15 protein-coding genes, 1 pseudogene and 1 riboswitch are annotated in these 13,780 nt (G+C 73.3%); of the genes and pseudogenes, 11 read left to right on the top strand and 5 right to left on the bottom strand.

The genetic code is table 11. The features are described 5' to 3' along the window. Positions 1-70: 70 nt before the first annotated feature. A riboswitch (cobalamin riboswitch) is annotated at positions 71-199 on the bottom strand. A gap of 164 nt (positions 200-363) precedes the next feature. Together ACWCXX_RS11860 and ACWCXX_RS11865 are read right to left on the bottom strand one after the other, a co-directional pair. Continuing rightward, a complete protein-coding gene (locus tag ACWCXX_RS11860) occupies positions 364-594 on the bottom strand; it encodes a hypothetical protein (protein WP_451126179.1) in 231 nt (76 codons plus the stop codon). A 35-nt stretch (positions 595-629) separates the two neighbouring features. Next, a complete protein-coding gene (locus ACWCXX_RS11865) occupies positions 630-1,895 on the bottom strand; it encodes an anion permease (RefSeq protein ID WP_451126180.1) in 1,266 nt (421 codons plus the stop codon). Between the two features lie 357 nt (positions 1,896-2,252). Between ACWCXX_RS11865 and ACWCXX_RS11870 the strand changes: the two genes are divergently transcribed. The 3 genes from ACWCXX_RS11870 to ACWCXX_RS11880 all read left to right on the top strand — a co-directional run bounded on the left by ACWCXX_RS11870 (position 2,253) and on the right by ACWCXX_RS11880 (position 5,686). Further along, positions 2,253-2,912: a class II aldolase/adducin family protein gene (locus tag ACWCXX_RS11870; RefSeq protein ID WP_451126181.1), complete on the top strand. Its 660-nt coding sequence runs from the start codon at positions 2,253-2,255 to the stop codon at positions 2,910-2,912. Between the two features lie 163 nt (positions 2,913-3,075). Continuing rightward, positions 3,076-4,203, top strand: a complete 1,128-nt coding sequence (locus ACWCXX_RS11875; RefSeq protein ID WP_451126182.1) for an alpha/beta hydrolase — start codon at positions 3,076-3,078, stop codon at positions 4,201-4,203. Positions 4,204-4,387: 184 nt separating this feature from the next. Beyond that, a complete protein-coding gene (locus tag ACWCXX_RS11880; protein ID WP_451126238.1) occupies positions 4,388-5,686 on the top strand; it encodes a hypothetical protein in 1,299 nt (432 codons plus the stop codon). Between the two features lie 100 nt (positions 5,687-5,786). On the opposite strand, the gene ACWCXX_RS11885 is transcribed toward ACWCXX_RS11880, so the two are convergent. Continuing rightward, positions 5,787-6,200 carry a VOC family protein gene (locus ACWCXX_RS11885; protein WP_148834025.1) on the bottom strand — a complete coding sequence of 138 codons (414 nt, stop codon included), beginning with the start codon at positions 6,198-6,200 and terminating at the stop codon, positions 5,787-5,789. 109 nt (positions 6,201-6,309) lie between these two features. Next, positions 6,310-6,672 (bottom strand): annotated as a pseudogene (locus tag ACWCXX_RS11890) (neutral zinc metallopeptidase); the annotation flags it as partial. Between the two features lie 363 nt (positions 6,673-7,035). Between ACWCXX_RS11890 and ACWCXX_RS11895 the strand changes: the two are divergent. The 3 genes from ACWCXX_RS11895 to ACWCXX_RS11905 all read left to right on the top strand — a co-directional run bounded on the left by ACWCXX_RS11895 (position 7,036) and on the right by ACWCXX_RS11905 (position 10,138). After that, the gene (locus tag ACWCXX_RS11895) at positions 7,036-8,634 is read left to right on the top strand and encodes an ABC-F family ATP-binding cassette domain-containing protein (protein WP_451126183.1); all 1,599 of its coding nucleotides are present in this window, start codon (positions 7,036-7,038) and stop codon (positions 8,632-8,634) included. Positions 8,635-8,975: 341 nt separating this feature from the next. Further along, positions 8,976-9,197 (top strand): helix-turn-helix domain-containing protein, encoded by a 222-nt coding sequence (locus ACWCXX_RS11900; protein ID WP_007263382.1) that lies wholly within the window; start codon positions 8,976-8,978, stop codon positions 9,195-9,197. 149 nt (positions 9,198-9,346) lie between these two features. Next, a complete protein-coding gene (locus ACWCXX_RS11905; RefSeq protein ID WP_451126184.1) occupies positions 9,347-10,138 on the top strand; it encodes an enoyl-CoA hydratase/isomerase family protein in 792 nt (263 codons plus the stop codon). 340 nt (positions 10,139-10,478) lie between these two features. Here ACWCXX_RS11905 and ACWCXX_RS11910 read toward each other — a convergent pair whose 3' ends face one another. After that, a complete protein-coding gene (locus tag ACWCXX_RS11910) occupies positions 10,479-11,198 on the bottom strand; it encodes a hypothetical protein (protein WP_451126185.1) in 720 nt (239 codons plus the stop codon). 93 nt (positions 11,199-11,291) lie between these two features. Here ACWCXX_RS11910 and ACWCXX_RS11915 point away from each other — a divergent pair, with 93 nt between their 5' ends. The 5 genes from ACWCXX_RS11915 to amaP are packed head-to-tail and all read left to right on the top strand — an operon-like array spanning position 11,292 to position 13,702. After that, entirely contained in the window at positions 11,292-11,762 is a 471-nt protein-coding gene (locus ACWCXX_RS11915; protein ID WP_451126186.1) for an Asp23/Gls24 family envelope stress response protein, read from the top strand. Between the two features lie 32 nt (positions 11,763-11,794). Then, the gene (locus ACWCXX_RS11920; protein ID WP_451126187.1) at positions 11,795-11,986 is read left to right on the top strand and encodes a hypothetical protein; all 192 of its coding nucleotides are present in this window, start codon (positions 11,795-11,797) and stop codon (positions 11,984-11,986) included. Then, on the top strand, positions 11,983-12,345 hold the full coding sequence (locus tag ACWCXX_RS11925; RefSeq protein WP_451126188.1) for a hypothetical protein: 363 nt from the start codon (positions 11,983-11,985) through the stop codon (positions 12,343-12,345). Before ACWCXX_RS11920 ends, ACWCXX_RS11925 begins: the two co-directional genes overlap by 4 nt. Continuing rightward, the gene (locus ACWCXX_RS11930) at positions 12,342-13,118 is read left to right on the top strand and encodes a DUF6286 domain-containing protein (RefSeq protein WP_451126189.1); all 777 of its coding nucleotides are present in this window, start codon (positions 12,342-12,344) and stop codon (positions 13,116-13,118) included. Before ACWCXX_RS11925 ends, ACWCXX_RS11930 begins: the two co-directional genes overlap by 4 nt. Before the next feature lie 5 nt (positions 13,119-13,123). Continuing rightward, positions 13,124-13,702, top strand: a complete 579-nt coding sequence (gene amaP, locus ACWCXX_RS11935) for an alkaline shock response membrane anchor protein AmaP (protein WP_451126190.1) — start codon at positions 13,124-13,126, stop codon at positions 13,700-13,702. The last annotated feature ends 78 nt before the right edge of the window (positions 13,703-13,780 follow it).

Consider the following 13,780-nt stretch of genomic DNA (forward strand, 5'->3'; position numbering starts at 1 on the left):
ACGGCAGCCAGGCATGGCGATATGTCCTCACTCAGGGTCCGCGCCCTGGTTCGACGTGACCGGCGACGAGAGTCTCCTGGCTCCCGGATCCGCGGTTCCCCCGGCCTTCCAGCCCGCTCGCGCGCGCCGTGACTTCCGGTGTGGGGGACCGCTCCCCGGTGACAGTGGCGGGACCGCGCCGGATTCGCACCGGCTTCCTCTGCTGTCGCCGTGATTGGCTCCGGCAGTCCACCACGCCCCCCGAACGCCCGTCAACCTGCCGTTGACCTGCGGCGGTGCAGTGTGCTGAGACCCACATCGCCCCGGGCACACCACGACGGGCCGGACACCTCGCAGGTGTCCGGCCCGTCGTGGTGTGCGGGTTCAGGCGACGATCAGGAAGATCCCGTACGCGACCGCCGCCGCGCACAGCGCGAAGCAGGCGTACGCCCCGGCGCGGGCCAGCAGCAGCGAGCCGCCGGAGCCGCCCTGGGCCGCCGGTTCGGCCTGCTTGGAGAGGCCGACGATGCCGAGGGTGAAGAGGCCCACCAGAGCGACGGTGACCACGAGGGAGACGCCGAACACGGAACCGAGGGCTGCCCAGTCGATTTTCATGCTGAATCCTTAGACGGCCGGCCTGGAGGGCCCGCTCAGACGGTGGCGGGTCGCGCCGGGTCCTGGGTGGATCCGGCCGGGGCCGGAATGGTGGTCATGAGGTTCTGGGCCGGTGCCTGGGCCAGGGTGGGCGGCGGGCTGACGGCGGCGATGGCCGTGGTGACCACGCCCGCGGGCTCGACCTCGGCGTCCGACGGGGCGACGTCGCCGTGGCCGACCGGCTTGCGGCGCGAGATCAGCCAGATCGAGCCGGAACCCACGACCAGCAGCGCCGCGACGACCACGACACCCCAGGTGCCCTGCTTGGTGAGGAGCTCCGCGCCCGCGCCGACCAGACCGGCGGCCGGGAGGGTCAGGCCCCAGGCGACGAACATCCGGGTGGCGGTGGACCAGCGGACCACACCGCCCTGCCGGCCGAGGCCCGCGCCCATCACGGCGCCGGAGCAGGACTGGGTGGTGGAGAGGGAGAAGCCGAGGTGCGAGGAGGCCAGGATGACCGTGGCCGCACTGGTCTGGGCGGCGAAGCCCTGCGGCGGCTTGAGGTCGGTGAGGCCGCTGCCCATGGTGCGGATGATGCGCCAGCCGCCCAGGTAGGTGCCGAGGGCGATGGCCATGCCGGCGGACACGATCACCCAGACCGGCGGGTTGGAGCCGGGGTTCAGGACGCCGCCGGTGACCAGGGCCAGGGTGATGATGCCCATGGTCTTCTGCGCGTCGTTGGTGCCGTGGGCGAGGGAGACCAGTCCGGCCGAGGCGATCTGACCGGCGCGGTAGCCCTTGGCGGTGGCCTTCTCCTGGGCGTCGTTGCGGATCTTCCCGCCGATCCGGTACGTCAGCCTGGTGGCCAGCAGCGCGGCCAGCCCGGCGACGATCGGGGCGGCGACCGCGGGGAGCAGCACCTTGGTGACGACGGTGCCGCCGTTGACGGAGGACCAGCCGGCCGACATGACGGCCGCGCCGATCAGACCGCCGAACAGGGCGTGCGAGGAGCTGGACGGCAGTCCGACCAGCCAGGTCAGCAGATTCCACAGGATGGCGCCGACGAGTGCCGCGAAGATCACTTCTGTTCGCAGCCCGTCCTCGTTGATGATCCCGCCGGAGATCGTCTTGGCGACCTCCACCGACAGGAACGCGCCGACGAGGTTGAGAACGGCGGACATGGCCACCGCTGTCTTCGGTCTGAGAGCACCGGTCGAGATGGTCGTCGCCATCGCGTTCGCGGTGTCGTGGAAACCGTTCGTGAAATCGAACACTAGAGCTGTCACGATCACAATCGCGAGGAGCAGCGTGATGTGTTCCATTTACCCAGGCAATCGTTCGACGTCATTGGTAGGTGGACCGTAGGCAACCTGGGTGAACGGAAGGTGAACTGGACAGGGCGCTGTGGTGTTGCCAAGCGGAGCGGCATCATTCCGTTTGTCTCCGGCGAGGGGGTCCTCCGGCTTCGGCGAGGAGGCCCTCGCGGTCGGCGGGGCGGTGCGCGCGGGCCCTCGGCGGACCGGCTCCCCGCATGCCCGGAATCCGTCGCTCCGACGAGGCCGTCCCCGGGCCGCGCCCCGCCGCCCCAGGGGACAAGGAACCGGCCATCGACCGGCCCCGCCGCGTCCGTCCCGGCCGATCGCATGTTCCTCCGCCCTCCGGGCTGACAGGATCGGCGCATGAGCGAGCAGCAGCGGGACGCGATCGGGCGGGCCTGGGACGGTGTCGTCGCCACCGCCCGCAGGACGGCGGCCGAGGGCCTCGTCGTCGGGACCTCGGGAAACGTGTCGGCCCGGGTCGGCGACACGGTCCTGGTCACACCGAGCGGGGTGCCGTACGACCGGCTCGGCCCCCGGGACGCCGTCGGTGTCGACCTGGCGGGCAACCGCGTCCTGGGCGAACTGGCCCCGACCAGCGAACTCCCGTTCCACCTCGCGGTCTACCGGAACACCGACGCGTCCGCCGTCGTGCACACCCACGCGGTGCACGCCACGGCCGTCTCCACCCTGGTCCCCGAGGTCCCGCCGGTCCACTACGCCGCCGCCATGCTCGGCGGGACCGTCCGGGTCGCGGCCTACGCCCGCTACGGCACCGACGAACTCGCCGCGAACATGCTCACCGCGCTGCGGGACCGCACGGGCTGCCTGCTCCAGAACCACGGCACGGTCACCTACGGGGCCACCCTGGACGAGGCGTACGACCGCACCGCCCAGCTGGAATGGCTCTGCCGGCTCTGGCTCGCCGCGAGCTCCGTCCCCGGCCGCACCCCGAACCTGCTCTCCCCGGCCCAGCTGAGCGACGTCCAGGAGGCGTTCAAGGGATACGGACAACCGGCCTGACCCACCACGCCCGGCCCGCCCCGTCCGGGCCCGCCCCGCCCTGCCCGGACCCATTCCTTCCGGGTCCGTCCCGCCCGGACCCGGAAGGCCCGGACCTGCCCCGCTCGGACCCGGACGGCCCCGTCCGCTGGCACGGCGCCGCGCGCCCCACGACACTGAAGCGGTGCGCCCGGCAACAGTTACGGCAGCAGCCGTCACCACCATCCTCGGCATCGGTGCGGCAGCGGTCGCGGCCGGCCGGTACGCCAGCGACGCCGCCCTCAGGGCACCGTCCGGACGGCCGCTGCCCGCCGACCGCAGACTCACCGTGCACGCCACGGCGGCCGGACAGGTCACCCTGACCCGCTCCTTCGCCGCGCTGCGCCCCGGCACGTACGGCCTGATGAGCAAGGACGTCCACGCCGTCGTCGGCCCGGTGATCGAGAACGCCCCCCACGCCCCCGACACCGTCGTCCGCAGACTGGAACGCGTCAGCCGGGGCAGCCTGGAACCCGGCGACAAGGTCCGCATCACCCCGCAACTGCACAGCGGCGACCCCCGGTCCGCCCTCGGCCTCGGCCACGAGGAGGTCGAGATCCCCGGCGAACTCGGCGCCCTGCCCGCCTGGTTCCTGCCGGGCCCCCGCGACACCTGGGTCATCACCGTGCACGGCCTCGGCACCACCAGGGAACACCCCATGAACCTCATGGGATTCCTGCACGACCTGCGTCTGCCCGTCCTCGACCTGGCCTACCGCGGCGACACCGGAGCCCCCCGTTCCCCCGACGGCCTCGCCCATCTCGGCGAATCCGAGTGGCGCGACCTGGACGCCGCGATCCGCTTCGCCGTGCGGTACGGAGCCGAGAAGGTCGTCCTGCACGGCTGGTCCACCGGCGCCTCCATGGCGCTGCACGCGGCCGTCAACTCCGCGCTCCGCGACCGGATCTGCGGACTCGTCCTCGACTCCCCGGTCCTGGACTGGGCCACCACGCTGCGCTCCCTCGCCGCCGCCCGCGGGGTCCCCGCCGCGCTGCTGCCGCTCGCCGTCCGCGCCGCCCAGGGCCAGACCGGACTGCACGGCGCCCGGCTCCTCGACGGCGCCCTCGCCCCGTCCCTGCGCGCCCCGACCGTGATCTTCCACGGACCGGACGACCGGCTGGCCCCCTGGCAGCCGTCCCGCGACCTCGCCGCCCGCCGCCCGGACCTGATCGCCCTGCACACCGTGGAGCAGGCCCCGCACGCGGCGATGTGGAACGCCGACCCGGACCGTTACGAAGAGGTGCTGCGCCGTTTCCTGACGCCCTTGATGTGACCCGATGCGCGGGATCGGCCGATTGGTTCCCGATCCGGCCCGTCACCTCCTTCACCGGGAATCCGGACTCCGTTTGGGCTTTCGGGCGGTCAGGAGCAAGACTGCTCCCGTGACGTCCCGTACCCCGCGCGACTCCAGGCTGCGACTTGTCCGCCCGCGACCCCTTGCCACCGCTCGCAAGGCAGTGACCACCCGGCGCACCAGGCCCGCCCCCCGACCACCGGAGGGCACCCCGCCCCGGTCCGAACTGGCCCGCCAGGCCAGGACGGTTCTCGCCGATGCCGTACGGATCGCCCGCTGGGCGGCCGACGGCGCGATTCCCGGCGCGCCACCGCTCGCCGCCCAGGCCCTCGAACGGGCCGCGGCGGCCCTGGAGTTGTCCCCGGCCCAGATCCGTTCCGGCTGGGACCGGGCCAGGCTCGCCGGTCTCGTCGAACTGCACGGCGACACCGCGCGCCCCGGCTGGCGGCTGCGCGCCTGGGACCGCGACGACTCCGCCGTCCTGCGCGGCTGGGTGGCGCTGTTCGACGCCTGGTCGCTCGTCCACCCGGCACCCGAGGACATCGAGTCCACCGCGGTCGCCGAGGCCGTCGAGGCCGTGCCGCAGGTGCTCTCCCTCCTCCAGCTCTCGGCGGGCCCGGTCACCGTGCCCGCCCTGCTGGACCTGCTCGGCCAGCGCGTCGCGGAACTCCGCGAGGAACGCTGCGAGGTGCCGTACGGGCCGCAGCCGCTGCCCGTACCGGCCGAGGCCGCCCCTCCCGCCGACCCCGCCGCCCTGCTGGACTGGGCCCTGGAGGGACTGGCCGCCGTCGGCGCCCTCACCCTCGGCGCCGGACACGCCACCCTCACCCCGCTCGGCAACTGGGCGGTCTGGGTCAAGCTGGAGCAGATCTGCGTCGCGGCCCAGAGCCCGGCCGGGAACATCGAGCAGTCCGCCGCCGACATGCTGCTCGGCTGCGCCCGGCTCACCCCCGGCCCGGCCCGCGACGAGTACCGCGCCTGGCTGGCCGCCCGCCCCGTCGGCAGCGCCGTCGCCGAACTCCTCGCCGTCGCCCGCGGCGAGGACGCGCTTTTGCGCGGGCTCTCCTTCGAGGCGCTCCGGGTCGTCGGCGCCCCCGCCGAGCCCGAGGTGCGCGCCGTCGCTACCGACCCCTCGCTGCGCCCCTACGCGCTGCTCTGGCTGGCCGAGTACGACGGGGCCGACCCCGAGGACGCCCAGGACGTCCTCAGCCGGGAGGAGGCCACCTGGCTCTGGGTCGACACCGCGGCGGCCGTCGCCGACCACGGCGAGACCGGGCTGCTGGTCCGTCACCTCGACTCGGCCGTCCAGGGCACGGTCCCGGCGCTGCTGGACGAGGTGCGGGCCGTCGGCCATCCGCGCACCGTGCAGGTGCTGGTGGCGCTGGCCGCCGCGCACCCCGACCCCGCACTGGCCAAGGCGGTGCGCCGGGCTGCGTTCCAGGTGCACACCGGGGGCGCGTGACCCCGGTGTGCCGCGCCCGGCCCGTGGAGCACGGGCGGGCCGCCCCGTCTTCAAAAACCCCGGCCCCGGTTCCGTTCGCCCGCCCGGGGCGGTCCGGGGATCAGTCCGCCGACCCCGGCGCGTACGTCCCGAAGGTCCACACATTGCCCTCGGCGTCCCGCGCCGTGTAGTCGCGCGAGCCGTAGTCCTGGTCGGTGGGCGGCATCAGGATCTCCACCCCGTGCTCCACGGCCCGTGCGTGGTGCGCGTCGACCTCGTCCACCACGACGTAGACCCCGACGGGGCCCGAGTCCCGCATCGCCTCGGCGAAGACGCCCGCGCGGCCCTTGGACCCCAGCATCACCCTGCCGTTCCCGCAGGACAGTTCGGCGTGGAGGACCTGACCGCCCGCGCCCTCGTACACCGCCTCCTCGGTGAAGCCGAGCCCCTCCGTCAGCGTTCTGATCGCCGCTCTCGCGTCGTCGTACAGAATCGCCGGATAGATCGTCGGAACGCCGGCCGGTGCGCCTGCCATGACGTTCACCCCTTTCCGTGCCGCCCTGCCCCGATTTCTGTGATCTGCGTCTCAGTCTTCCATCGACCACCGACAACGGCCCGGCCACCGGCAACGGCCCCGCCGGTGCTCAGCGGAAGGTGTCGCAGGCGGCCATGTCGCCGCTGCGGAAGCCGGTGGTGAACCACTGCTGCCGCTGCGCCGCCGAGCCGTGCGTCCAGGACTCCGGCGTGACCCGGCCCTGGAACTTCTCCTGGATCCGGTCGTCGCCGACCGCGGCCGCCGCGTCGAACCCGTCCCGGACGTCCGCCCGCGTCAGCGAGGTGATCAACGGCCGCCCGGTCGACTCGTCCGGGGTGGTCGTCGCGTGGTGCGCCCAGACCCCGGCGTAGCAGTCCGCCTGCAGCTCGACGCCGACCGCGTTGCTGTCCGCGCCGGTCCGCCCGTCCTGCGACCGCTCCAGCGTCCCCATCAGGTCCTGCACGTGGTGTCCGACGATGCCGCCGCCCACGGTGGCCCCGCCCGCCCGGGATGCGACGGCCGCGCCCGTCCTGGACCTCGGACGTGTCCAGACCGGCGTCGTCGTCGAACTGCATGGGCGCCGCCCTCCGCTCCGGCCTCGCCGCCTCCGTCGAGTATCGGGCGGTTCACCCGGTGACGCCCTTTTCCGTCGCGCGGTGGAGCGGGGCGGCGACACCGGGCGGGGCGCGGCGAGGGCCACGGGTGCGGGCGGAAAAGCAGTTGCACACCCCAGTAGAATGGCCCGTATGGCAATTCTCCTTGTGCATGAGTGACGGCGTCGAGTCGAATCTCTGTAGTCGCCCCGTCCGCCGTCCTACCGCCCCGGAGTTTTACCGTGATCACCGCTTCCGGCATCGAGCTGCGCGCCGGTGCCCGAGTTCTCATCGAGTCCGCCTCCTTCCGTATCGCCAAGGGTGACCGCATCGGCCTCGTCGGCCGCAACGGAGCAGGCAAGACCACCCTCACCAAGTGCCTCGCCGGTGAGGGCAGCCCGGCCGGCGGCGCCATCACCCGCTCCGGCGAGGTGGGCTACCTCCCGCAGGACCCCCGCACCGGCGACCTCGACGTACTCGCCCGCGACCGCATCCTCTCCGCCCGCGGCCTCGACGCGATCCTGCGCAGGATGCGGGAGAACGAGGACCGGATGGCGAACGGCAAGGGCGCCACCCGCGAGAAGGCGATGAAGAAGTACGAGCGCCTGGAGACGGAGTTCCTCACCAAGGGCGGATACGCCGCCGAGGCCGAGGCCGCCACCATCGCCGCCGCGCTCAGCCTGCCCGACCGGGTGCTCGGCCAGCCGCTCCATACGCTCTCCGGCGGTCAGCGCCGCCGCGTCGAGCTGGCCCGCATCCTGTTCTCGGACGCCGACATCCTGCTGCTCGACGAGCCGACGAACCACCTCGACGCCGACTCGATCGTCTGGCTGCGCGAGTACCTCAAGACCTACCGCGGCGGCTTCATCGTGATCTCCCACGACGTCGAGCTCGTCGAGACGGTCGTCAACAAGGTCTTCTACCTCGACGCCAACCGCTCGCAGATCGACGTCTACAACATGGGCTGGAAGCTCTACCAGCAGCAGCGCGAGGCCGACGAGAAGCGCCGCAAGCGCGAACGGCAGAACGCCGAGAAGAAGGCCGCGGCCCTCAACTCGCAGGCCGACAAGATGCGCGCCAAGGCCACCAAGACCGTCGCCGCGCAGAACATGGCCAAGCGCGCCGAGCGGCTGCTCTCCGGCCTGGAGGCGGTCCGCGTCGCCGACAAGGTCGCCAAGCTGCGCTTCCCCGAGCCCGCGCCGTGCGGGAAGACCCCCCTGATGGCGGAGGGCCTCTCCAAGTCCTACGGCTCGCTCGAAATCTTCACCGACGTCGACCTCGCCATCGACAAGGGCTCCCGGGTCGTCATCCTCGGCCTCAACGGCGCGGGCAAGACCACCCTGCTCCGGCTCCTCGGCGGCGCCGAGGAGCCCGACACTGGCCAGATCATCCAGGGTCACGGCCTCAAGCTCGGCTACTACGCCCAGGAGCACGAGACCCTGGACCCGGACCGCACCGTCCTGGAGAACATGCGCTCCGCGGCGCCCGATCTCGACCTCGTCGACGTCCGCAAGACCCTCGGCTCCTTCCTCTTCTCCGGCGACGACGTCGACAAGCCCGCCGGGGTCCTCTCCGGTGGCGAGAAGACCCGGCTCGCGCTGGCGACCCTGGTGGTCTCCTCCGCCAACGTGCTGCTCCTGGACGAGCCGACGAACAACCTCGACCCGGCCAGCCGCGAGGAGATCCTCGGCGCGCTGCGCACGTACAAGGGCGCCGTCGTCCTCGTGACGCACGACGAGGGAGCCGTCGAGGCCCTCCAGCCGGAGCGCATCATCCTGCTGCCGGACGGTGTCGAGGACCTGTGGGGCGCGGACTACCAGGACCTGGTCGCGCTGGCCTGAACCGGCCCGCCGCATGTTTGATCCACTCCGTCTGGATCATTCGGCCCATGCGTGATCCATCATCTGTGTGATGGCGTCTCGTACCCCGGTGCGGTGTCCGGCGGATACCTGCCGGACGCACCCATTCGGAGCCGGGAAAACCCGTGCGGCCCTGACCTGCCGATTCGCCCCGAACCTCGCCCCACCCGCCACCACAGCCCCACGGAACAAGGGATTCCGGTCGCGTGGCCCCGCTCCCCGGACGGCAATCCGGTCGCACGGACCTTGCCGAATGGGTGGCCAGGAAGCTTCCGAGGGGTGATCATGAGAGTCCAGAGCGCACTTCCCATGAGGAGGCACGGGTGGCCGAGACTCTGAAGAAGGGCAGCCGGGTGACCGGCGCCGCGCGCGACAAGCTCGCGGCAGACCTGAAGAAGAAGTACGACTCCGGTGCGAGCATCCGGGCGCTGGCCGAGGAAACCGGCCGCTCCTACGGATTCGTCCACCGGATGCTCAGCGAATCCGGAGTCACGCTGCGGGGACGCGGCGGAGCGACACGGGGCAAGAAGGCCGCCGCGGCCTGACGGCCACCGGCGGTCGGGACGGGTCGTGCGGCCGTCCCGGGGCTCACCGTTTTCGACGGTGGCCACCCGGTCGATCGTGAGGTCGATCGGGTGGTTACTGTTCAGTCACTTGGCTCGACAAGCTGACCGAACAGATCCGGAGGCGCCCCATGACCTCGCTCGACCCCGTGCTCGACAAGGACGGCGTACGACTCACCGTCGACGACGCGGTCGCCACGGTGACCCTCACCAATCCGGCCAAGCGCAACGCCCAGTCTCCCGCTCTGTGGCGGGCGTTGACGGAGGCCGGGCGGGCGCTGCCCGGCAGCGTGCGGGTCGTCGTGCTCCGCGGCGAGGGCAAGTCGTTCTCCGCCGGTCTCGACCGGCAGGCGTTCACCCCCGAGGGGTTCGACGGCGAGCCGTCCTTCCTCGACATGGCGCGCGGCCCGCAGGACGAGCTCGACGCGATCATCGCCGAGTACCAGGAGGCGTTCACCTGGTGGCGCCGCAACGACATCGTGTCGATCGCGGCCGTCCAGGGGCACGCGATCGGCGCCGGCTTCCAGCTCGCCCTCGCCTGCGATCTGCGGATCGTCGCCGAGGACGTGCAGTTGGCCATGCGCGAGACCAGCCTCGGCCTGGTTCCCGACCTCACCGGCACGCACCCCCTGGTGCACCTGGTGGGGTACGCCCGCGCGCTCGAGATCTGCGCCACGGGCCGCTTCGTGTACGCGGAGGAGGCCGAGCGCACGGGCCTGGCCAACCTCGTGGTCCCCGCCGGTGAACTGGACGGCGCGGCCCGCGACCTGGCCGGCGCGCTGCTGGCCGCCCCGCGCGACGCGGTCGTGGAGACCAAGGCGCTGCTGGGCGGTGCCGTCTCGCGCGGTTACGAGGAGCAGCGCGTCGCCGAACGCGCTGCGCAGGGTCGCCGACTGCGCGACCTGGCAGGCATCACCGACTGACCCCGCGGACCCGCGGTCGGTCGGCCGACCGACCGGACCGGTCCCGCCCGCCGACTCCGCAGGTCGCTCCCGCGCGTGGATTTCGCAGGTCGTTCCCGCCCGTGGGCGCGGCTCGTCGATTCCGTCCGCCGGTTCCGGTCGTCGGCTTCGTCCGCCGGTTCCGTGTGTCGGTCCCGGCCGTCGATCCCGGCCGGTGGTTCCGCGTCGGTCCCGGGTGGCTGCGAACACCGGTCCGGGATGCGGCAGGCCGTCGGCGAAGGGGGTTCCGGCTCCGGGGCCGGAGTCGGCGATGCCGGAGCAGTTCTTCGGCGAAGGGCCCGGCCCGGGGTCCGTCCGGCGTTCAGCCCTGTCCCGTCACCCGGTCCTGTTCCACCACCGCGGTGACCAGTACCGCGACCGAGGGGCGCCCCTCCACCGCGTCCGCCACCGCGCCCCGCACGGCGCGTGCCACGTCGAGTGCCCGGTGCGCCGGGTCCGTCGCCAGCTCGACCCGCACCCGCCCCGGGCCCGTGTGCACCGGGTGCCCCAGTGCCCGGGTCAGCGTCGCCACTCCCGGGACCTCGGCGGCGGCCCTCCCAGCGACCCCCTCCGCCTGCGCCCCGCGCACCTCGGCCGGTACGGGGGGCGCCTGTTCGGGTGGCGTGTCCAGCAGCTCCGTCACCCGGATGTCCACCTCCGCCACCACCAGGCCCAGCCGGTTCCCGGCCGCCGTGAGCAGGGCCGAACGCAGTGCGTCGGCGACGGCCGGCAGCGGTCGGCCGGACACGGCCGACACGGTCGCCTCGATTCGCAACGGCCCCGGCGGCAGCGCGCTCGGTGGCGGTTCCACCTCCGGTGCCGGGGCCGAATCCGGGTCGGCCACCGCGATCCGGAGCCTGCCGAGCACCGCGCCGGGCTCCTGCCCGGCCACCGCCACGCGCAGCACCGCGACCGCCGCCCGCTCGGCGATCCAGGCCCCGTCGGGCGGGCCGCCCAGTGGGAGCAGCCGCCCGAGGCCGAGCCGTTGCCTGACCGTCGCCGTCCATCCGTCCGCCCTGTGCGGGCCATCACCCGTCGTCATCTCCTCAGCCTGCCGTATCTACGGCGCAGGACAGGTCAACCCCGCTTAATGTGGGCAAAGAGGTACAAATAATCCCCGAAGGGAAGAGTGGCGATGACCGACACCACACAGCGGAACCGGCCCGAGAGCCACGACAGGGAATCGAGTCCGCTCGTCAAGCGCGGCGGGGGAGCCCCCGCCACCCGTGGCCGTACCACCATCGCCGACGGCGTGGTCGAGAAGATCGCGGGAATGGCGGCCCGTGACGTGGCCGGCGTCCACGCGATGGGCAGCGGTCTGTCGCGCACGTTCGGCGCGGTGCGCGACCGGGTGCCCGGTGGGGGCAAGTCCGTCACCCGTGGGGTGAAGGCGGAGGTCGGCGAGTCCCAGACCGCTCTCGACCTGGAGATCGTCGTCGACTACGGCGTCTCGATCGCCGATGTCGCCCGTGACGTGCGGGAGAACGTGGTCGCCGCGGTCGAGCGGATGACCGGGCTGGAGGTCGTCGAGGTCAACATCGCGGTGAGCGACGTGAAGCTGCCCGACGAGGCCGACGAAGAGCAGCCCGAGCCACGTCTCCAGTAGGTCTCCGGCACGAGACGATTGAGGAGCGCACGATGAGCATGGCAGCGATCGGCATGGTGGCCGGCATGGCGCTCGGATTCGCCGGCTACTTCGGCGGATTCGGGGCCTTCCTGCTGGTGGCCGCGTTGGGAGCGATCGGCTTTGTCGTCGGCCGCTTCGTGGAGGGCGATCTGGAATTCGGCGACTTCTTCCGGAGCCGCGAGCGCGGCGACCGACGGCGATGACGGCGGCGTCGGGGGTGAGCCACCGGATCCCCGCCGGTGAACGCGGGGAGACCCGGATCGCCGACCGGGTGGTCGCGAAGATCGCCGCACAGGCGGCGAAGGAGGCGGTCGAGGAACCGCCGGAGGAGGGCGCCGCCCCGCGCGCCACGGTCACCGTGCACCGGGACACCGCCCGGGTGCGGGTGACCCTGGAACTCCGCTACCCCTCCGACATCGGCCGCCAGTGCGGCGGGGTGCGTCGGCGCGTGGTCGAGCGGGTGAGGGAGCTGGCAGGGATGGACGTGCCCGAGGTGGCCGTACAGGTCGAGCGCCTGCACCCGGTGGGAGTGGGCGCCGCGGCACAGGGGAGGACCCGATGAGCGAGCCCCGGGACCCGGAGCACCGTACGCGCCCCCTGCCCGCCCCCGACCCCGCCGGGCAAGGGAATGCCACCGGTCCTGCCGGACAAGGCAACGCGGCCGGTCCTGCCGGACAAGGCAACGCGGCCGACCCCGCCGGACAGGGCAACGGGCTCGGACCCGCCCCGTCCTCCCCGTCCTCCTCGTCCGCCGCGCACGATCCGGTGCCCGCGCGGCGGGACGGCGGCGCCGGGGCGGGCCGCTTCTGGTCCGCGCGCCGCGTCCCCGCGGCGCTCCTCGCCCTGGTGGTCCTCGGCGGCACCGGCCTGCTGCTCTACGACGTGGCGGCGGTACGGACCGACCACCCGGCGATGCGATGGCGCCGGGTGCTGGCCGACGAACTGGCCACCCGCCCGCTGGAGAACATCTGGATCCGCGCCGCCGCGGCCCTCGCCGTGGTGATCGGCCTCTGGCTTCTCGTGCTGGCCCTCACCCCCGGACTCCGCGCCCTGCTGCCGATGCGCCGCGACCGCCCCGGCGTCCGGGCCGCCCTCGACCGGTCCGCGGCCGCCCTGGTCCTGCGCGACCGCGCCGTCGAGGTGGCCGGTGTGCAGTCGGTACGGGTCCGGGCGGGCCGCGGCCGGGCGGTGGTGCGCGCCGTGTCGCACTTCCGGGAACTCGACGACGTACGGGCCGATCTGGACACCGTGCTCGAAGCCGCCGTCGGGGAACTGGGGCTGGCCAGGCCGCCGCGCCTGTCCGTGCACGTCCGCCGACCCACGAAGAAGGGGTGAGCCCGTTGATCGGGATTGTCAACCGGGTACTGCTCGGCCTGGCCGGACTGGTGCTGCTCTGCGGCGGCGGTGCGGTGCTCGCCGCCGGGCTCGACCTCTCCGTGCCGTCCTGGTGGCCCTGGCACGGCAGGAACGACGTGCTGCTCAGCACGGCCGACCGGGACCGCTGGCGCGGCCAGGGCTGGTGGTGGCCGACGGTCATCGCGGTCCTCGCCGTCGTGGTCGTCCTGGCCCTGTGGTGGTTCCTGGCCCAGCTGCGCCGCGCCCGGCTCGCCGAGGTGCTGGTGGACAGCGGCGACGGCGAGGGGGCCCGGCTGCGGGGCCGGGCCCTGGAAGGGGTGCTCGCCGACGAGGCGGGGACCCTGGACGGGGTGGCCCGCGCCCGGGTCGCGCTGACCGGCCGACGCGGCGCGCCGCACGTCAGGGTCCGCCTGCGGATGGAGCCGCACGCGGCGCCCGACGAGACGCTCGGCCGCCTCACCGACGAGGCGCTGGCCCACGCACGGGAATCGGCGGGGCTGGCCGAACTTCCGGCCGAGGTGCGGCTGCGGGCGGTCGGGCACCGGGCGGAGCGGGTGAGCTGACGGCTGCCGCCCAAGTCCTCCCCGGTCGTCGCCCGTCCCCGTCCCCTCCACGGCCGTAGCCCGTCCCCTGCCCGGCCG

The organism is Streptomyces sp. NPDC001732, from assembly GCF_053596315.1.

Excerpts from the sequence above, each read along its gene's own strand:
- ACWCXX_RS11925 (WP_451126188.1), top strand. The coding sequence starts at position 11,983 with ATGACGGCGGCGTCGGGGGTGAGCCACCGGATCCCCGCCGGTGAACGC.
- ACWCXX_RS11905 (WP_451126184.1), top strand. The coding sequence starts at position 9,347 with ATGACCTCGCTCGACCCCGTGCTCGACAAGGACGGCGTACGACTCACC.
- ACWCXX_RS11870 (WP_451126181.1), top strand. The coding sequence starts at position 2,253 with ATGAGCGAGCAGCAGCGGGACGCGATCGGGCGGGCCTGGGACGGTGTC.
- ACWCXX_RS11930 (WP_451126189.1), top strand. The coding sequence starts at position 12,342 with ATGAGCGAGCCCCGGGACCCGGAGCACCGTACGCGCCCCCTGCCCGCC.
- ACWCXX_RS11915 (WP_451126186.1), top strand. The coding sequence starts at position 11,292 with ATGACCGACACCACACAGCGGAACCGGCCCGAGAGCCACGACAGGGAA.
- ACWCXX_RS11885 (WP_148834025.1), bottom strand. The coding sequence starts at position 6,200 with ATGGCAGGCGCACCGGCCGGCGTTCCGACGATCTATCCGGCGATTCTG.
- ACWCXX_RS11910 (WP_451126185.1), bottom strand. The coding sequence starts at position 11,198 with ATGACGACGGGTGATGGCCCGCACAGGGCGGACGGATGGACGGCGACG.
- ACWCXX_RS11865 (WP_451126180.1), bottom strand. The coding sequence starts at position 1,895 with ATGGAACACATCACGCTGCTCCTCGCGATTGTGATCGTGACAGCTCTA.
- ACWCXX_RS11920 (WP_451126187.1), top strand. The coding sequence starts at position 11,795 with ATGAGCATGGCAGCGATCGGCATGGTGGCCGGCATGGCGCTCGGATTC.
- ACWCXX_RS11860 (WP_451126179.1), bottom strand. The coding sequence starts at position 594 with ATGAAAATCGACTGGGCAGCCCTCGGTTCCGTGTTCGGCGTCTCCCTC.